Here is a 17,565-nt window from a genome sequence, read left to right on the forward strand (position 1 = left end):
GTCCTTACGCGTACGGGAAGGCGATGATGCCCTTGGCGACCAGGCGGACGTACAGGTCGGCGCCCATCACCGAGAACATCGAGGCCCACGCGAGGGGTTGGTGCTTGGCGTTGAGCTTGGAGACGAACGTCCAGGCCCGGTAGCGCAGCGGGTGACGGGAGAAGTGGTTGAGCCGCCCGGCCGTGATGTGCCGGCAGGAGTGGCACGAGAGCGTGTAGGCGTTGATCAGCACGGCGTTGGCGATCAGGATCCAGCTGCCGAGGCCGAGCGGCTTGTGCACGAGCGCCAGCACCGCGTCGTAGGCCAGGACGAGGCCGATCACGATGGCCGCGTAGAAGAAGTAGCGGTGCACGTTCTGGAGGATGAGCGGGAAGCGGCGCTCACCGGTGTACTTGCCGTGGGGCTCCTGGACGGCGCAGGCCGGCGGCGAGAGCCAGAACGAGCGGTAATAGGACTTGCGGTAGTAGTAGCACGTCAGCCGGAACCCGCCGGGCAGCGCCAGGATGAGCAGGCCGGGCGACAGCGTGTACCAGTCGCCGATCGGCGCCCACCCGAACAGCTGCGCCCCCTCGGGACACGTCACCGCCGCCAGGCAGGGCGAGGCGAACGGGGCGATGTACGGATCGACGAAGATGCTGTTGTCGATGATCGCCCATACGCCGTAGACGAGGAAGGAGGCGAGCCCGAAAAATGTCACGAGCGGGGCCAGCCACCATCTGTCTGTTCGCAGGGTGCGCACTCTGACTTGCGCACGCTGCCGTCGGACCGGAGCTTCGGGCGTCGTCTGGGTCATCGCGGACCTCTCCACCTCCCGCGGATCCCTTCGCGCAGGGGGTCCGTGGTTTCGTTTCGCTGGGCGCGCTCACACGGCGGGATCCGCTCGGGCGCGCGTTGGTGGGGGATACGTTACGACGACAGGATCGTTTTTTGTGAGCGGGGTCACTCACTTTTTCGATGACTTGCTGTGATTCCTGTCACGTACCCGCGTCAGAGGCGCTGCCCCTGTGCCGGCAACTTAACCACCGTCACGAAAAAATCATCTATTTGCCGGACAACCCGGATAAATTGCTCGAAATCCACCGGCTTCGCGACATAAGCGTTGGCGTGGAGGCGGTAGCTGTGGAGGATGTCCTCCTCGGCCTCAGAGGTCGTCAGGACCACCACCGGGATCGTCCGCAACACCGCGTCCGCCTTCACCTCCCGCAGCACCTCCATCCCGCTCATCCGCGGCAGGTTGAGGTCGAGCAGGATCAGGTCGGGGCGCGGCGAGTCGGCGTACTCGCCCTCCTGCCGCAGGAACGCCATCGCCTGCTCGCCGTCGTTGACCACGTTGAGCCGGTTGCGCACCTTGTTGAGGTCGAACGCCTCCTTCGTCAGCAGGATGTCCCCCTGGTCGTCCTCCACCAGGAGCACCTCGATGGGCCGCCATCCGTTCATCGTCCGTCTCCCGCCGCCGGCAACGTCCAGCGGAACGTGGCGCCGTGGCCGCCCGGCTCGGTGTCCTCGCCGTCGAGCCAGAGCTGTCCGCCGTGATACTCGACGATCTTCCGGCACAGGGCCAGTCCGATGCCAGTCCCCGGATAGACGTCTCTGGCGTGCAGGCGCTGGAAGATGAGGAAGATGCGGTCGGCGTACTTGGCCTCGACCCCGATGCCGTTGTCGGAGCAGCTGAACTCCCACATGTCGCCGTCGCGCCTGACCCCGATGTGCACCCGGGGCGGCTCCTCCGAGCGGAACTTGACGGCGTTCTCGATGAGGTTCTGGAAGAGCTGGGTGAGCTGCAGGTGGTTGCCCATGACCGGAGGCAGCTCGTCACGGGTGACGGTGGCCCCGGTGTCCTCGATCGTGGCGGAGAGGTTGTCCAGCGCCCGGTCCAGCGCCGCGCCCGGCTCGGTCACCGTGCGCTCGCCGGTGACCCGGCCCACCCGGGAGAAGTCCAGCAGGTCGTTGATGAGCAGCTGCATGCGCTTGGCGCCGTCGACCGCAAAGCTGATGTACTGCTTCGCCCGCTCGTCGAGCTGGGAGCCGTAGCGCTGCTCCAGCATCTGGGTGAAGCTCGCCACCTTGCGCAGCGGCTCCTGCAGGTCGTGGCTCGCGACGTACGCGAACTGCTCCAGCTCGCCGTTCGACCTGCGCAGCTCCTCCGCCTGGTCGTTGGCCACCCGCCAGGCCGACAGGATGCGGTCGCGCATGGAGTCGATGTGGCTGGACAGCTCCGCCAGCTCGGCGGGCCGGTCGACGTGCAGGTCGCGGTCGAAGTCGCCGGCGGCGACCGCGCGTACGTGGTCGGTGAGCTGGGCGATGGGTTTGAGCACCGCGTACCTGACGATCACCACCAGCCCCGCGCCGCAGGCGAGCAGCAGCACGAACACCACGATCAGCGCCACGATCAGCCGGTCGACCTGGGCGGCCACCTCGGGGCGCGGGTTGAGCTCGGTGGTCTTGGCGGTCATCGTCATCACCGTCGCCACCCCGGCGGCGAAGATGAGCCCGGCGAGTATCGCGACCAGCAGGAACCAGCGGGCGAGCGGCAGCCGGCCCAGACCCGTGGGCTCTTTCGGCGGAGGGAGCGGGTGGATGCTCACATTCTCCTCCTCCTCAACATGACCACGGCCAGATCGTCGCTGAGCGTGCCGACGTCTCTGATGAGGCCGTCGAGGTCGATGACGCCGTGGGTGCGTACCAGCTCGACCAGGCCGTCCACGCCGAGCAGCGGGCCGGGCTCGTGCACGGCCGCCTCGATGAGCCCGTCGGTGTAGAGCATCATCGACCAGTCGTCGCCCAGCGGCACGTCGATGACCGACCACGCCGCGTCGGGGAAGATGCCGAGCGGCGGCCCCGACGGCGTGCCGTCCACCACCTCCACCGTGCCCCCGCGCACCAGCACGGGCGGCGGGTGGCCGACCACGCGCATGGTCGCGTGGCGCAGGTCGGGAGAGATCGTGGCCATGCACAGCGTGGTGAAGATCTCGGGCGCCTGGCGCTCGGCGCGCAGCAGGGCGTCGAGCGTGCGCAGCAGCGTGTCGCCGGTCTGCCCCGCCAGCACCAGCGTGCGCCAGGCGATGCGCAGCGCCACGCCCAGCGCGGCCTCGTCGGGGCCGTGGCCGCAGACGTCGCCGATCACCAGGTGCACCGCGCCGTCGGGGGTCTGCACGGTGTCGAAGAAGTCGCCGGCCAGCGTGCCGCCGCTGCCGGGCAGGTAGCGGGTGACGTGTTCGATCTCCTGCGTACGCAGCAGCGGGTCGGGCAGCAGCGCGCTCTCCAGCCGCGCGTTCTCCTTGGCCGTCAGCTCCGCCTGGACGAGCTTGAGCTGCGCCACGTCGGCCCGCTTGCGCTCCATCGCGTAACGGATGGACCTGGCCAGCAGCCGCGCGTCCACGTCGCCCTTGACCAGATAGTCCTGCGCGCCCGCCTGGACGGCCGTGACGCCCACGTGGACGTCCCTGAGACCGGTCAGCACCAGCACGGCGGTGAACGGCGCGAGCGCGATGACCTCCTCAAGGGCCTCCAGCCGGCTGGCGTCCGGCAGCGAGAGGTCGACCAGCACGCACTGGATCTCCGGAGTCAGCTTGCGCCTGGCCTCGCTCAAGCTGCGGGCACGGAAGATCCGGGGCGGCGCCACCGCCTCCTTCAGCAGCTCTTCGACCAGGAACGCGTCACCGTCGTCATCCTCGATGAGGAGCAACGTCAGCGTTTCGGAGAGATTGGCGGTCAAAACACCTCTTCAGGGAGTGCGGTGCCCAATGGTGTGCCCTAGATGCTCATTCTGCGATGAGCTCGACCCCTTCCGGAAGCGTACCGTCGTGCCCGGCCTCGACGACGTACGAGAGGATCGTCTCCCTGAAGGCCTGCGCGGCCCTCGTGGGCTCGACGTCCTTGCGGTGGGCCAGCGCGATCGTCCTGCTCAGGCCCGGTGGCGCGAGCGGCGTGCCGCGCAGCCCAGGACGGCCGTCGAGCACCATCGACGGCACCACCGCCACGCCCAGCCCGGCCTCGACGAAACGCAGCACCGCGTCCATCTCGCCGCCCTGCACCGCGAACCGCGGCTCGAACCCCGCCTGCCGGCAGGCCGCGAGCGTCGCCTCGCGCAGGTCGTAGCCGCGCCTGAACATCACCATCTGCCGTCCACGCAGGTCCTCGATGTGCAGGTAGGGGCGCTTCAGCGGCTCGTGGGCGGGCGCGACGACGACGAGGTTCTCGCGCAGGATCTCCTGGGTGACGAGCGAGGGGTCGTCACTCTGCAGCGGCATGATGATCAGTGACAGGTCGAGCTGCCCCCTCGCCAGTGCCCTGACCAGGTCACGCGAGCCGCCCTCCTCGACCAGCAGCTCGATGCCCGGGTACGAGCGGTGGAAGCGGGCCAGCGCGTCGGCCATCAGCCCGGCGCAGAGCGAGGGCGTCGCGCCCAGGCGGACCCGGCCCCTGCGCAGCCCCGCGAGCTGCGCCACCTCCTGCCGCGCGGTGTCGGCGTCGGCGAGGATGCGGCGGGCCAGCGGCAGCAGCGCCTCACCCGCGGCGGTCAGCGTGACGTTACCGCGCGCCCGCGAGAACAGCCGGGCGCCGAGATCCTCCTCCAGCGCCTTGATCTGCTTGCTCAGCGACGGCTGCGCGACCCGCATGCGCTCGGCCGCCTGCGTGAAGTGACGGGCCTCCGCGACCGCCACGAAGTACGCGAGCTGCTGAAACTGCATGTGATTTTCCTCGCATCGGCGCGTGCAGGGAACTTCGAGAAAGCCGCACCGACCCACATCATAGCCGCAAGCTATCGAAACCAGACCCACGATGACTTGGACGGATCATTGCTGGATACCTAGCTTTTGCGTTGTGACTGCCACGATAGAGCGCGGGTCCGCCACCGCGCCTGTTTCCGCCCCCAAGAAAGCCCCGACGGGCAAGAAGCCCGGCGGGTTCCTCAGCTCGTCCAACGGCAAGAAAGTCGTCATGGCCGTCACGGGCGCCGTGATGGTGCTCTTCCTCGTCGGCCACATGCTCGGCAACCTGAAGATCTTCTTCGGCCGTGACTCCTTCAACGAGTACGCCCACGCGCTGCGCACCCTGCTGGAGCCCATCGCGCCCTACCGCACGCTGCTGACCCTCGTCGAGATCGTCCTCGTCGTCTCGGTCGTCGCGCACATGTGGGCCGCGATCTCGCTCTCCCGCCGCGCGGGCAAGGCCAGGCCGGTCAAGTACGTGGCCAAGAAGTCCCAGGCGAGCGGCTACACCACGCACATCATGCGGTGGGGTGGCGTGACGATCGTGCTCTTCGTGATCTGGCACCTGCTCGACCTGACCTTCGGAGTCGTCAACCCCAAGGGCTTCAACTCGGAGCCCGCCGACCGGATGATCGCGGGCTTCGACCCCTCCCGGTGGTGGGTGACGCTGATCTACCTCGTCGCCGTCGTCATGGTCGGCCTCCACCTGCGGCACGGCATCTGGAGCGGCTTCCAGACGCTCGGCTGGGCCTACCGCAGCCGCTACCGCGTCCTGCGCGCGACCGCCGGCCTCGTCTCGGCCGTGCTGGTCATCGGCTTCCTGGCCCCGCCCCTCGCGATCACGTTCGGAGTAGTCAAGTGAAGTACACCGAAGGCCCCGAGATCCAGGACACCAAGGCTCCCGCCGGGCCCATCGAGGAGCGCTGGGAGAAGCGCAAGTTCAGCGCCAAGCTGGTCAACCCGGCCAACAAGCGCAAGCTCAACGTGATCGTCGTCGGCACCGGCCTGGCCGGCGGATCCGCCGCCGCCACGCTCGGCGAGCTGGGCTACAACGTCAAGTCCTTCTGCTACCAGGACTCCCCGCGCCGCGCCCACTCCATCGCCGCCCAGGGCGGCATCAACGCCGCCAAGAACTACCGCGGCGACGGCGACTCGATCTACCGGCTCTTCTACGACACCGTCAAGGGCGGCGACTTCCGCGCCCGCGAGTCGAACGTCTACCGCCTCGCCCAGGTCTCGGTGAACATCATCGACCAGGCCGTGGCGCAGGGCGTGCCGTTCGCCCGCGAGTACGGCGGCCTGCTCGACACCCGCTCCTTCGGCGGCGCCCAGGTCTCCCGCACCTTCTACGCCCGCGGCCAGACGGGGCAGCAGCTGCTGCTCGGGGCGTACCAGGCGCTGGAGCGGCAGGTCGCGGCCGGGACCGTCACCATGCACACCCGGCACGAGATGCTCGACCTGATCGTCTCCGACGGCCGCGCGCGCGGCGTCATCGTGCGCGACATGGTCACCGGCGAGATCGAGCGCCACTACGCCGACGCCGTCGTGCTCGCCACCGGCGGCTACGGCAACGTGTTCTTCCTGTCCACGAACGCCAAGGGCTGCAACACCACCGCCATCTGGCGGGCGCACGAGCGCGGGGCGTACTTCGCCAACCCCTGCTACACGCAGATCCACCCGACCTGCATCCCCGTGTCGGGCGAGTACCAGTCGAAGCTCACGCTCATGTCCGAGTCGCTGCGCAACGACGGCCGCGTCTGGGTGCCGCTGCGCAAGAACGACACCCGCGCCCCCGGCGACATCCCGGAGGAGGAGCGCGACTACTACCTGGAGCGCATCTACCCCGCCTTCGGCAACCTGGTGCCGCGTGACATCGCCTCCCGCGCCGCCAAGAACGTCTGCGACGAAGGCCGCGGCGTCGGCCCCGGCGGGCTCGGCGTCTACCTCGACTTCCGCGACGCCATCAACCGGCTCGGCCGCGACGCCGTCGAGAAGAAGTACGGCAACCTCTTCGAGATGTACGAGCGCATCACCGGCGAGAACCCGTACGACGTGCCGATGCGCATCTACCCCGCCGTCCACTACACGATGGGCGGGCTGTGGGTGGACTACGACCTGCAGTCCACCATCCCCGGCCTGTTCGTCATCGGCGAGGCCAACTTCTCCGACCACGGGGCCAACCGCCTCGGCGCGTCCGCGCTGATGCAGGGCCTGGCCGACGGCTACTTCGTGCTGCCGACCACCATCGGCGACTACCTCGCCGCCGGCCCGTTCGGCGACGTGGACGAGGAGGCCGTGGCCGAGGCCGAGATCCGCGTCCGCAACAAGATCGACCGGCTCCTGTCCGTGAACGGCACCAGGACGCCCGACTCCTTCCACCGCGAGCTCGGCAAGCTCATGTGGGACTACTGCGGCATGGAGCGCACCGAGGAGTCGCTGCGCAAGGCCCTCGATCGCATCCCCGAGCTGCGCGCGGAGTTCTGGCAGAACGTCAAGGTCACCGGCACCGCCGAGGAGCTCAACCAGGTGCTGGAGAAGGCCGGCCGGGTGGCCGACTTCTTCGACCTGGCCGAGCTGATGTGCCTGGACGCCCTCGTCCGCACCGAGTCCTGCGGCGGCCACTTCAGGGCCGAGTCCCAGGACGCCGACGGCGAGGCGCTGCGCGACGACGAGAACTTCGCGCACGTGTCGGCCTGGGAGCACACCCCCGACGGGCCGGTCCTGCACAAGGAAGCGCTCGAGTACGAGTACGTCAAGATGACCCAGCGGAGCTACAAGTGAACCTGACCCTACGCGTCTGGCGTCAGAAGGGCCCTTCGGACGAGGGCCGCATGGTGACGTACAAGGTTGAGGACGTCTCCCCGGACATGTCGTTCCTGGAGATGCTGGACGTGCTCAACGAGCGCCTCATCCTGGAGGGCGACGACCCGATCGCCTTCGACCACGACTGCCGCGAGGGCATCTGCGGCATGTGCGGCATGGTCATCAACGGCGTCGCCCACGGCGAGCAGCGCGCCACCACGACGTGCCAGCTGCACATGCGCCACTTCGAGGACGGCGCCGAGATCACCATCGAGCCGTGGCGGGCCGCGCCGTTCCCCGTCGTCAAGGACCTCGTCGTGGACCGCAGCGCGTTCGACCGCATCATCCAGGCGGGCGGGTTCGTCTCCGTACCGGCCGGGTCCGCGCCGGACGCCCACAGCGTCCCGGTGCGCAAGGAGGACGCCGACTCCGCCTTCGACGCGGCCACCTGCATCGGGTGCGGCGCGTGCGTGGCGGCCTGCCCGAACGGCTCCGCCTCCCTCTTCACCGCCGCCAAGATCACCCACCTGTCCCTGCTGCCGCAGGGTCAGCCTGAGCGGCTCTCCCGCGCCAAGGCCATGGTGGACCAGATGGACGCCGAAGGGTTCGGCGGCTGCACGAACACCGGTGAGTGCACGGCCGTGTGCCCGAAGGGGATTCCGCTGGACACGATCGCGCAGATGAACAGCGACTACCTGAAGGCGAACGCCAAGTAGCCGATCACGCCGAAGGGGCGGGTGAGCTTCGCTCACCCGCCCCTTCGGCTTCGGTGCTCCGAGCAAAAAGGTCTTCGCTCTGGAGCGCTTTTGCGCAAGTGAACTCAGGCAGTTCTGCTTTTCGGCGCCTCCCGGCGCACCCCACGCCCCCGGCGACTGGTCTCCCACCCGTTGCCCGTGGCGGCGGTGGGCCCTCTACGCCCACCCATCAAGGAGCTGACCGACGAGCAGGAGGTGGAGCTGAACTGGGGCCACCCCGACAGCGGCGTCCACAAGGGAGCCGACATCGGCCCGGCCAGGCATCGCATGCACGAGCTGACCGGCCTGGACATGTCGTCCATCAGCATCGACGAGCTCATCGCCGACGGCCCCACCCGAGTCGTGGTGGTCGCCACGAACAGCGGCATCGACCTTCACGGCACCCCATGGACGATGACCGTCCTCGAACTGGTCGACGTGGTGAACGGCAAGATCACCAAGAAGCGCTCGTTCTACCAGAACACCGCGCTCCTCCGGGACATCTCCCTCGAACGCGAGGCAGCACTCGCCCAGGAGAACGCAGGACAGGCGGCGTCATGTGATCATCCCCGCCATCGGACAGCCGCTCCCTGAACAGGCCGCTTGAGCGGTGCTGGGGCCGACTGGGCGAGCGGCCGTGCTTGTGGCTGCGTGCTCTCTCGACGTTCGAGCTGACAATGATAGGTACAGCTATGATAGCTGCACCTATCATTGTCGGCATCGGGGAGTCAGGTGTGGAGAAGCCGGAGCGGTTGTTCGGGCGTGACGAGGAGTGGGAGGCGCTCGCCGATTTCGTCGCGGCACCCACCATGGGCGCCACTCTCGGGCTGGTGTACGGCCGGCGCCGCCAGGGCAAGACGCTCATGCTCGAGCTCCTCGCGCAGGCGACCGGTGGCCTGCTCTTCGCCGCGACCCAGCAGAGCGAGCCCCAGAATCTCGCCGATCTCGGCGCCGCCTACGCCGCCCATCGCGGGCTGCGGCAGCCTGTCTCGTTCGGCGGTTGGCGGGAGGGGCTCGACGAGCTGCTCCGCCTCGGGGAAGAGCGCGCCGTTCCGGTGATCATCGATGAGTTCCCCTACCTGGTCGCGGCCACGCCGGCGCTGCCGTCGTACCTGCAGCAGGCGCTCAGCCCGACGGGGCACGCCAAGGAGCGCACCCGCACGCGCCTGATCCTCTGTGGCAGCGCGCTCATCACGATGGCCGAGCTGCTAGGCGGCGGCGCGCCCCTACGTGGGCGGGCGGTGCTCGAGCTCGTGGTGCGCCCCTTCGGTTTCAGGGACGCCGGCGCGTTCTGGGGGCTGACGGCGGATCCTGAGCTGGCCTTCCGGGTACACGCCCTGGTCGGCGGCACACCCGCGTACCGGGAGATGAGCGGTGGCGCGGGGCCTGACGGGATCGACGCCTTCGACCGCTGGGTGCAGCGCCGGTTGCTGAACCCGGCGTCGGCCATGTTCCGCGAGGGCGGGTTGCTGCTGCGTGAGGAGCCGTCGATCGCCGACCCCAGCTCGTACGCCGCCGTCTTGGCCGCCATCAGCGCGGGCAACCACCGGCGCACGGAGATAGCGGCGGCCCTGGGACGGCCGGTCAGCGCGCTGGGCCACCTGCTCTCAGGTCTGCGCGGGATCGGCCTGGTCGAGCAGGTGGACGACGCCCTGCGGCAGAAGCGCAGCGTCTACCGGATCAATGAGCCGGTCGTCCGGCTGCACCAGCTCATCACGCAGCGGCGCGAGCCCGAGCTGGTGGCGGGCAGGGCGGCGCAGGTCTGGCGGTCCAGCGCCGACACGGTGGCGTCCAAGATCTACGGCCCGCACTTCGAGGACCTCGTCCGCGAGTGGTGCTTCCTGCACGCCTCGGGCGACACCTTGGGTGGGTTCGCGAGCGCCGTCCGGCCGAGCGAGGTGAGCTGCAAGGCGCACCGGCGCGGGCATGAGATCGACGTCGTGGTCACCGAGACGGCCTCGTCGCAGCGGGATCGCATCACCGCCATCGGCGAGGCCACGGGCACGCTCGCTCCCATGGACACCACCCAGCTCCAGCGGCTGGAGCACCTGCGCGCGCTGCTGCCCGACGATCGGGTGGACGGGCCGCCCAAGTTGCTGCTGTTCGGCAGGGCGGGGTTCACGGGCGAGCTGGTGGAGGCGGCGCGCGGGCGGCGGGACGTGGAGCTGGTGGATCTGCACCGGTTGTACGCGGGCGAATAGCTCTTTTTCTGAGAAGGCGGTAACAAGGGGGCGGTTCGGACCACTTCCCGGTGTCAGGAAGAAACGATGTCCGAACGAGGGGGCTGGGCGGTGGCGGATGATGCGCACCGGTTCACCGGCATGTACGACGCATGCCGGCAACGCGTGTGGGCCTACGTGGTCAGTCGCGCCGGGCGGCAGGTCGCCGACGAGGTGGTGAGCGAGACGTTCGCGATCGCCTGGCGGCGGCTCGACGACGTGCCGGAGCCCGCGCTGCCGTGGCTGCTCGGCGTGGCCAGGAACGTGCTGCGCGACAACGTACGCGCGGAGCTGCGCCGCGAGGCGCTCGCGGCCGAGCTGCGGGCCTGGACCGAGGGCGACGTGGCCGAGCAGGTGACCGAGCGGCTCGGGGTGCTGCGGGCGCTGGCCGCGCTGCACGAGGACGACAGGGAGATCCTCGTCCTCGTCGCCTGGCACGGCCTGTCGCCGAAGGAGGCGGCCAGGGTCGTCGGCTGCTCGCCCGCGGCCTACCGCGTACGCCTGCACCGCGCCCGCAAGCGCCTGAAGCAGGCCATGGAGACGGAGCCGGCGCCGAAGCGGTCCCACGTGCGGAATCTCAGCGAGGAGTGGTCATGAACCCGATGGAGGAGCTCCGGGCGGCCAGGCCCGCGCATCTCGATGAGCGGCAGGTGGACGAGCAGACCCGGGCGGTGGAGCTGGCCAGGGCGATGGCGCGGCCGCGCGAGCCGAGACGCGGGCGCAGCCGTGTGGCGCGGCCGGTGTGGGGGTTCGGGCTCGCGGGCGCGGTGGCCGCCGCGGCGGCGGTGGCGATCGTCGTGGCGGGCAACACGACCGTCCCCCCCGACCCCGAGGTGTGGCACGCGGTGCCGACTGAGCAGACCCCGACCGAGCAGACCCCGACCGAGCAGGCCCCCACGGTGCGGCTGTCGGCGCGTGACGTGCTGCTGGCCGCTGCCGAGAAGGCCGGGCGGCAGGTGGAGGGTCGCGGCGACTTCTGGCACAGTGTCACGATCAGCAGGAACGTGTACGTCACCGAGGACGGCTACCGCGTCGTCGACCGGTCGAGCAGCGAGCAGTGGACGCCCGCCGATCCCAAGGGCGAGCAGTGGTGGCGTACGCGGTCGCTGGGCGTGCAGCCGATGACCGACGCCGACAGGCAGGCGTGGGAGGCGGCGGGCAAGCCGTCCGAGATCGTCGTACGGATGCCCGCCAAGGACAGGAAGAACAAGCCGGGCAGGCTCACGCTGCCGACGACGCCGCGCCCGGAGCGGTTCGACAGCAGCAAGCTGGTGGACGGCCACGTGTTCTGGCTGGGCCGCAACGTCACGATGAAGGACCTGCGCGGGCTGCCGGACGAGCCGGAGGCGCTGAAGAAGTGGCTCATGGCGTCGTACGCGGGGCACGGGACGGAGTCCACGAGCGAGGAGATGACCGGCGACGCCTGGCTGTTCAGGGTCGCGATGGGCCTGATCATGGACATGCCGGTGACGCCCGAGGTGCGCGGCGCCGCCTTCCGCATGCTGGCCGACCTGGACGAGGTGGAGGTGACCGCCGGCGTCACCGACGCCGAGGGACGGCAGGGCACGGCGGTGTCCGTACGCGAGACGTACCCCCAGGGCGGCGTCTCGGACAACCGGCTGATCTTCGATGAGGCGACCGGCCGCCCGCTCGCCAACGAGCACGTGGTCGTGCGGTCCGGCGGTTACCAGGCGGGGCTTGAGCCGGGCACGGTGTGGAACTCGAACGCGCTCATCGAGGCGGACTGGACGAACACGCTGCCCCGCTAGGAGAGGTCGCTGGACGGACGTGCTGCCCCGCTAGGAGAGGTCCCAGGCTCGGGCGAAGGTGTCCACGGCCGACGTTGCGATCGCGTGCAGCTCGGCGTCCGCCAAGGTGCGGGTGCCGAGCTGCGTGCGTGCTTCGAGTGGGCCGAGGAGCAGGGCGAGGAACTGCTCGGCGGCGAGGTCGGGGTCGGCGGCGCGCAGCCGTCCGGCGAGGGCGAGGCGGGCCAGCCGGTCGGCGAGCGCCCTGGTGAGCCGGTCGGGGCCGCTGTCCCTGACGATGTCGAGGATGTCGGGGAAGTGGGTGACCTCGGAATAGAGCAGCCGGCGCAGCGCGCACGAGCGCCCGTCGGTGTGCAGGTCGAGCAGGCGACCGGCCACCTGCTCCAGGGTGGCGCGCAGGTCGTCGCCTGGGGCGGCGAGCGGCTCCAGGGCGGCGATCCGCTCGTCGAGCACGGTGCGTGCCGCGGCCTCCAGCGCGTGCCTGAACAGCGTGGCCTTGTCGGTCATGTGGTTGTAGACCGTCGGCTTGGCCACGCCGGCCTCGCGGGCGATGGTCTGCACGCACGCCTGCGCGTAGCCCTCGCGGGCGAACACGGTGAACGCGCCCTCCAGGATCGCCTGGCGCTTGTCGATCCTGCCCCGCGTGGTGGTCATGCCTCCGATTGTACTCATGGGTTCAAGTAGGTGGACGTTCCGGGTTGCTAAGCAACGAACCAGGTCATTACGTTGAACCCATGAGTTCAGATGACGACCGCATGGACGGGCGGCTGCTCGCCACCATCGCCGTGGTCCTGCTCGGCGGCCTGCTGGGCATCCTCAACAGCACGATGGCCGCCGTCGCCACCGGCAGCCTGGCCACGGTCTTCGACACCTCGCTGAGCACGGTCGGGTGGGCGTCCACCGGGTTCCTGCTGGCGGTGACGGCCACCATCCCGTTCACCACCTGGGCCGTCGATCGCTACGGCGGCAAGCGGCTGTGGCTGGCCGGCCTCGGCGTGTTCCTGGCCGGGTCGCTGGCCGCCGGGCTGGCCTGGGACGTCGGCAGCCTGATCGCGTTCCGGGTGGTGCAGGGCTTCGGGGCCGGGCTGCTCGACCCGCTCGTGCTCATCCTGCTCGCCAGGGCGGCGGGGCCGCGCAGGGCAGGGCGGGTGATGGGGCTCATGGGGGTCGTGCTGTCGCTCGGGCCCGTGCTGGGGCCGATCGCCGGTGGCGCGATACTCGGGTCGCTGTCGTGGCGGGCGATGTTCCTGCTCAGCGTGGCCGTGGGGGTGGCGGCGGTGCTGCTCGCCGTACGGGTGATCCCCGCCGACTCGCCCGCCGACTCACTGGCCGACTCGCCCGCCGACTCACTGGCCGACTCACCCGCCGGCGAGCGTCCCGCGCGGCTCGACGTCATCGGCCTGGCGCTGCTCGGGCCCGGGTTCGCGGCCGTCGTGCTGGGGCTGTCGCAGACGGCGGAGCAGGGCGGGTTCGGGGCGTGGCAGGTGCTGCTTCCGCTGGTCGCGGGGGTCGTGCTGCTCATCGCGTACGCCGGGCACGCCAGGCGCGAGCGCCCGCTGATCGACCTCGGGCTGTTCCGCAGCCGCGGCTTCACCGCCAGCGTCACGATCATGGGGCTCGGCGGGATGGGCCTGTACGCCGGCCTGTTCGCGCTGCCCCTGTACTACCAGCAGGAGCACGGCCACGACGTGCTGGCGGCCGGGCTGCTGATGGCGCCGCTCGGGCTCGGCGGCTCCATCGCGATGCCGCTGGCCGGCCGGCTGTCCGACCGGCTCGGCGCGCGCGGCCTGGCCACGGGCGGCGCGCTGGTGGCCCTGCTCAGCGTGTACGCCCTCACCCGCATCGGCCCCGACACCCCGGAGGTGTGGCCGGCCCTGGCGGCACTGACGTTCGGGCTGGGCAGCGGCTGCTTCAGCGCGCCCACCATGGGCTCCCTCTACCGCACGCTCCCCGGGCCGATGGTGGCCCAGGGCAGCTCCGTGCTGTACATGCTCAACCAGCTCGGCGCCGCCCTGGGCGTCGCCCTCGTCACACTCGTCGTCCAGACCGCCGCCGACACCATGAGCGGGCTGCGCGGCGTCTTCTGGATCTCGTTCGCCGCCGTCGTGGTCGTCCTGGCCCTCATCCCGCTGCTTCCGGGCCGGGCAGCGGCGGGCGCGGCTCAGGCGGAGGCCGTGCCGTCCGCGGGGACGAAGCCCCACAAGAACGGGATCAGGTAGCGCGGCGGCCTGCCCAGGAAATGCGTGAGATCGTCCTCGGAGACCTCCAGCGTGACGGCCGAGCCGGACCGCCCCGGCTCCCAGCCCCGCTCCAGCGCCCGCCTGACGCAGGCGGCCACCAGGGCGGGCGTGACCGGGATCGTACGGTGACCCAGCCAGTTGTCCGGCCGGGCGCACGGCAGCGACACCACGAGGACGTTCCCCGGCTCCTCCGCCCGCTCGACCGCGAACGTCAGCGGCGTCCACCCGTTGCCCTGGCTGTAGGACGGCTTGCGGCGCACCCGCCAGCGGTAGGAACCGCCGTCGACGGTGATGCGTCGCGAGCCCTTCTTCGGCATCGCCACCGGCTCACCCCTTGTAGTTGAAGATCTGGCGCAGCGTGTGCTGCACCTCGACGAGGTCCTGCTGGTCGGCCATGACCTGGTCGATCGGCTTGTACGCCTCAGGATGCTCGTCCACCAGGGCGGCCGCCCGATCGGCGTTCCAGGTGCGGCCGCTCATCGCCTCGGTCAGCGACCGTGCCGACAGCTGCTTCTTGGCCTTCGTCCGCGACATGCGCCGTCCCGCCCCGTGCGAGCACGAGTGGTAGGAGTCGGGGTTGCCGCGCCCGCGCACGATGTACGAGCGGGTGCCCATCGAGCCGGGGATCACGCCCTCGTCACCGTGGTCGGCCTTGATGGCGCCCTTGCGGGTGATCCACAACGACTTGCCGAAGTGGGTCTCCTGCTGGGTGAAGTTGTGGTGGCAGTTGATCGTACGGACCCGCTGCCCCTTCCCGACGACCGTGAACAGCGCGTTGATCAGCACCCGGTCCATCCGCGCCCGCGAGGCCATCGCGTAACGCTGCGCCCACAGCATGTCCTCGACGTACGCGGTGAACTCCGGTGTGCTCTGCACCAGGTAGGCCAGGTCGGGGTCCTCGAGACCCACGGACTGCTTGCGCATCAGCCTCTTCGCGCCCGTGATGTGGAACTGGGCGAGCTGGTTGCCGATGCCGCGCGAACCCGAGTGCAGCACCGTCCAGACCCGGTCACGCTCGTCGAGGCAGACCTCGACGAAGTGGTTGCCGGAGCCGAGGGTGCCGAACTGGTCGGCGACCTTCTTCGTCTGCTTCGGGTTGAGGTCGGTGTGGGGCAGGCCGAGCTCGCTCAGCGAACGGTCGATGCCCGGGTCGTCGTGACCCTTGCCGACGCCGGCCGGGATGCGGCGCTCGACCATCGGCATCAGCGCGGCCAGCGTGTCGGGCAGGTCGGCGGCCGTGAGCGTGGTCTCGGTCGCCACCATGCCGCAGCCGATGTCCACGCCGACGGCGGCCGGGATGATGGCGTTCTCGGTCGGGATCACCGAGCCGACCGTCGCACCGATGCCGACGTGAGCGTCGGGCATGAGAGCGACGTGACCGGCCACGAATGGCAGGCGGGCGGTGCGTGCGGCCTGCATGATCGCGCCTTCGTCGATCTCGCTGGCCCACGACAGCAGGTTCGGTGCGGGCTGGTTCGGCATGAAAGGAATCACCTCACTGAGTCGTGATCAGTGTGTCGTGACCCGAGAGGATTTCCCATCTATTTTACCGTTCGGGGGGTGGCTCAGGCCATGAACGGCCAGGTCAGCGCCATGCTCCAGCCGCCGCGGCCTGTGCCGCGTACGTCTCGAAGGGTTTCGGCGGGCGGCCCGTCACCTCGGCGACCACCTCGGAGACCGGCTGGTCGCCGAGTGCGCGCAGCGCCGCGAACGCCTTCGCCGCCCCGATCGACTCCTCCGAGAAGGCGTTGGCCGCGATGTAGTCCTCCTCGCCGCCCCGGTAACGCATCTCGCGGCCGGTCTCGCGGCCGATGATCTCGACGGCCTCGCCGAACGACAGCGAGCGCGGGCCGGTGATCTCGTAGGAGCGGCCGGCGTGACCGTCCTCGGTCAGCGCCGCCGCGGCCACCGCCGCGATGTCACCCGCGTCCACGAACGCCTGCGCGGCGTCGCCGAGCGGCAGCAGCAGCTCGCCCGCCATGATCGCGGGACGCAGGAAGCCCTCGTCGAAGTTCTGGTCGAACCAGCTCGGCCGCAGGATCGTCCACGCGGCGCCGCAGTCGCGCACGGTCCGCTCGGCGGCCAGCAGACGCTCGTCGCGCATCACCTCGATGGCGCCGCTCGACAGCAGCACCACCCGCGCCACGCCCCTGGCGACCGCCAGTGACACGAACTCAGGGTCGATCGGGACGCCGTCGGGCGCCATGAGGTAGAGCGCCGACGCTCCGGTGACGGCCGGCTCCCAGGTGGCCTGGTCGGACCAGTCGAACCTGGTCTCGCCGCTCCTGGAGGCGGCACGGACGGGGTGACCGGCGTCGCGCAGGACTCTCGCCACGCGGCGGCCGGTGGAGCCGGTGGCACCGAGGACAAGGATCACTTGAGAGGTCATCCCCGCACTCAAGCAAAGCCCACCGACAGAAACCGTCCACGGTGTGCCGGTGGGTCACTCCGTCCAGGCGGTGGTGGCGTCGAGGCGGGTGCGCCACAGCTTCTCGCCGTCGCCGCCCGGCTCCCAGCGGGCGCAGAAGTCGAGCAGGGCGCGGCAGCGGGCCACCATGGCGGCGTGGCGGTCGGGCCAGGCGGGGACGGGGTCGCCGTACGCGGCGAAGAAGCGCGGTAGCAGGGCCACGTGCTCGGGATGGTGGCTGCGCACGATCCACTCCACCCAGGCGAGGTCCTCGACAGGCCGCCCAGGGTGCGCCCACTCCCAGTCGAGGATGGCGGCGGTCTCGTACGTGGCCGGGTCGAACAGCATGTTCTGGGGTCCGTAGTCGCCGTGGACGATGCCGAGCCGGTGGATGCGGGCCAGCATGCGTCCGCACTCGGCGAACACCTCCTCGGCCCGCCCCTCGTCGAGGAGGTCCTGGCCGTGCAGCCCGTCGACGTAGCGGGTGGTGAGGCTGGTCTCGGTGACCTGGTGGACGCGGGGGACGGGCAGGCGGCCGCGCAGGCGGCGCAGGTAGCGGCTCTCGGTGGTCAGCCTGAAGGCCGCCTCGGGACCCTGGTAGCACTTCACGACCAGGGCGCCGTCGCCGAACGTGCTGTTGGTGTACCCGTGCTTCACAAGGGTCGATTCTGGCGTACGCGTACCC

At 70.2% G+C, this 17,565-nt stretch carries 18 protein-coding genes; 8 read left to right on the forward strand and 10 right to left on the reverse strand.

Annotated features, from left to right (window positions below):
• Positions 1-4 precede the first annotated feature (4 nt).
• The 5 genes from AB0K18_RS26900 to AB0K18_RS26920 form a co-directional block, all read right to left on the reverse strand.
• On the reverse strand, positions 5-793 hold the full coding sequence (locus AB0K18_RS26900; RefSeq protein WP_364919210.1) for a hypothetical protein: 789 nt from the start codon (positions 791-793) through the stop codon (positions 5-7).
• A 194-nt stretch (positions 794-987) separates the two neighbouring features.
• A complete protein-coding gene (locus AB0K18_RS26905) occupies positions 988-1,437 on the reverse strand; it encodes a response regulator (RefSeq protein ID WP_364919212.1) in 450 nt (149 codons plus the stop codon).
• A complete protein-coding gene (locus tag AB0K18_RS26910; RefSeq protein WP_364919215.1) occupies positions 1,434-2,585 on the reverse strand; it encodes an ATP-binding protein in 1,152 nt (383 codons plus the stop codon). Before AB0K18_RS26910 ends, AB0K18_RS26905 begins: the two co-directional genes overlap by 4 nt.
• Positions 2,582-3,715 (reverse strand): fused response regulator/phosphatase, encoded by a 1,134-nt coding sequence (locus tag AB0K18_RS26915; RefSeq protein WP_364919218.1) that lies wholly within the window; start codon positions 3,713-3,715, stop codon positions 2,582-2,584. Before AB0K18_RS26915 ends, AB0K18_RS26910 begins: the two co-directional genes overlap by 4 nt.
• A gap of 46 nt (positions 3,716-3,761) precedes the next feature.
• Positions 3,762-4,691: a LysR substrate-binding domain-containing protein gene (locus AB0K18_RS26920; protein WP_364565647.1), complete on the reverse strand. Its 930-nt coding sequence runs from the start codon at positions 4,689-4,691 to the stop codon at positions 3,762-3,764.
• Between the two features lie 133 nt (positions 4,692-4,824).
• Between AB0K18_RS26920 and AB0K18_RS26925 the strand changes: the two genes are divergently transcribed.
• The 7 genes from AB0K18_RS26925 (at position 4,825) to AB0K18_RS26955 (ending at position 12,236) form a co-directional block, all read left to right on the forward strand.
• A complete protein-coding gene (locus AB0K18_RS26925; RefSeq protein WP_364919221.1) occupies positions 4,825-5,574 on the forward strand; it encodes a succinate dehydrogenase cytochrome b subunit in 750 nt (249 codons plus the stop codon).
• On the forward strand, positions 5,571-7,493 hold the full coding sequence (locus tag AB0K18_RS26930) for a fumarate reductase/succinate dehydrogenase flavoprotein subunit (protein WP_364919224.1): 1,923 nt from the start codon (positions 5,571-5,573) through the stop codon (positions 7,491-7,493). Before AB0K18_RS26925 ends, AB0K18_RS26930 begins: the two co-directional genes overlap by 4 nt.
• Positions 7,490-8,230 (forward strand): succinate dehydrogenase/fumarate reductase iron-sulfur subunit, encoded by a 741-nt coding sequence (locus AB0K18_RS26935; protein ID WP_345389981.1) that lies wholly within the window; start codon positions 7,490-7,492, stop codon positions 8,228-8,230. The genes AB0K18_RS26930 and AB0K18_RS26935 overlap by 4 nt, the downstream gene beginning before the upstream one ends.
• Before the next feature lie 186 nt (positions 8,231-8,416).
• Positions 8,417-8,842, forward strand: coding sequence for a hypothetical protein (locus AB0K18_RS26940; RefSeq protein WP_364919226.1), 426 nt, complete (start codon positions 8,417-8,419; stop codon positions 8,840-8,842).
• A 140-nt stretch (positions 8,843-8,982) separates the two neighbouring features.
• Positions 8,983-10,449 carry an ATP-binding protein gene (locus AB0K18_RS26945; RefSeq protein ID WP_364919228.1) on the forward strand — a complete coding sequence of 489 codons (1,467 nt, stop codon included), beginning with the start codon at positions 8,983-8,985 and terminating at the stop codon, positions 10,447-10,449.
• A 66-nt stretch (positions 10,450-10,515) separates the two neighbouring features.
• A complete protein-coding gene (locus tag AB0K18_RS26950) occupies positions 10,516-11,064 on the forward strand; it encodes an RNA polymerase sigma factor (RefSeq protein WP_364919231.1) in 549 nt (182 codons plus the stop codon).
• A complete protein-coding gene (locus tag AB0K18_RS26955; protein ID WP_364919233.1) occupies positions 11,061-12,236 on the forward strand; it encodes a CU044_5270 family protein in 1,176 nt (391 codons plus the stop codon). The genes AB0K18_RS26950 and AB0K18_RS26955 overlap by 4 nt, the downstream gene beginning before the upstream one ends.
• A 30-nt stretch (positions 12,237-12,266) precedes the next feature.
• Here the strand turns inward: AB0K18_RS26955 and AB0K18_RS26960 are convergent, their stop codons facing one another.
• The gene (locus tag AB0K18_RS26960; RefSeq protein WP_364919235.1) at positions 12,267-12,887 is read right to left on the reverse strand and encodes a TetR/AcrR family transcriptional regulator; all 621 of its coding nucleotides are present in this window, start codon (positions 12,885-12,887) and stop codon (positions 12,267-12,269) included.
• An 80-nt stretch (positions 12,888-12,967) separates the two neighbouring features.
• Here AB0K18_RS26960 and AB0K18_RS26965 point away from each other — a divergent pair, with 80 nt between their 5' ends.
• Positions 12,968-14,452, forward strand: coding sequence for a DHA2 family efflux MFS transporter permease subunit (locus tag AB0K18_RS26965; protein WP_364919238.1), 1,485 nt, complete (start codon positions 12,968-12,970; stop codon positions 14,450-14,452).
• On the opposite strand, the gene AB0K18_RS26970 is transcribed toward AB0K18_RS26965, so the two are convergent.
• The 4 genes from AB0K18_RS26970 to AB0K18_RS26985 all read right to left on the reverse strand — a co-directional run bounded on the left by AB0K18_RS26970 (position 14,395) and on the right by AB0K18_RS26985 (position 17,537).
• A complete protein-coding gene (locus AB0K18_RS26970) occupies positions 14,395-14,796 on the reverse strand; it encodes a hypothetical protein (RefSeq protein WP_364919239.1) in 402 nt (133 codons plus the stop codon). The genes AB0K18_RS26965 and AB0K18_RS26970 overlap by 58 nt on opposite strands.
• A 4-nt stretch (positions 14,797-14,800) precedes the next feature.
• Positions 14,801-15,955, reverse strand: coding sequence for an RtcB family protein (locus AB0K18_RS26975; RefSeq protein WP_364919241.1), 1,155 nt, complete (start codon positions 15,953-15,955; stop codon positions 14,801-14,803).
• Positions 15,956-16,058: 103 nt separating this feature from the next.
• On the reverse strand, positions 16,059-16,862 hold the full coding sequence (locus tag AB0K18_RS26980; protein ID WP_364919244.1) for an NmrA family NAD(P)-binding protein: 804 nt from the start codon (positions 16,860-16,862) through the stop codon (positions 16,059-16,061).
• 54 nt (positions 16,863-16,916) lie between these two features.
• Positions 16,917-17,537: a phosphotransferase gene (locus AB0K18_RS26985; RefSeq protein ID WP_364919247.1), complete on the reverse strand. Its 621-nt coding sequence runs from the start codon at positions 17,535-17,537 to the stop codon at positions 16,917-16,919.
• Between the last annotated feature and the right edge of the window lie 28 nt (positions 17,538-17,565).

Source organism: Nonomuraea sp. NPDC049421, assembly GCF_040677005.1.
Taxonomy (GTDB): Bacteria; Actinomycetota; Actinomycetes; order Streptosporangiales; family Streptosporangiaceae; genus Nonomuraea; species Nonomuraea salmonea.

Bases quoted from the DNA above. Each gene is read 5' to 3' on its own strand.
- AB0K18_RS26900 (WP_364919210.1), bottom strand. From the start codon at position 793: ATGACCCAGACGACGCCCGAAGCTCCGGTCCGACGGCAGCGTGCGCAA.
- AB0K18_RS26905 (WP_364919212.1), bottom strand. From the start codon at position 1,437: ATGAACGGATGGCGGCCCATCGAGGTGCTCCTGGTGGAGGACGACCAG.
- AB0K18_RS26920 (WP_364565647.1), bottom strand. From the start codon at position 4,691: ATGCAGTTTCAGCAGCTCGCGTACTTCGTGGCGGTCGCGGAGGCCCGT.
- AB0K18_RS26950 (WP_364919231.1), top strand. From the start codon at position 10,516: ATGTCCGAACGAGGGGGCTGGGCGGTGGCGGATGATGCGCACCGGTTC.
- AB0K18_RS26955 (WP_364919233.1), top strand. From the start codon at position 11,061: ATGAACCCGATGGAGGAGCTCCGGGCGGCCAGGCCCGCGCATCTCGAT.
- AB0K18_RS26960 (WP_364919235.1), bottom strand. From the start codon at position 12,887: ATGACCACCACGCGGGGCAGGATCGACAAGCGCCAGGCGATCCTGGAG.
- AB0K18_RS26965 (WP_364919238.1), top strand. From the start codon at position 12,968: ATGAGTTCAGATGACGACCGCATGGACGGGCGGCTGCTCGCCACCATC.
- AB0K18_RS26975 (WP_364919241.1), bottom strand. From the start codon at position 15,955: ATGCCGAACCAGCCCGCACCGAACCTGCTGTCGTGGGCCAGCGAGATC.
- AB0K18_RS26980 (WP_364919244.1), bottom strand. From the start codon at position 16,862: ATGACCTCTCAAGTGATCCTTGTCCTCGGTGCCACCGGCTCCACCGGC.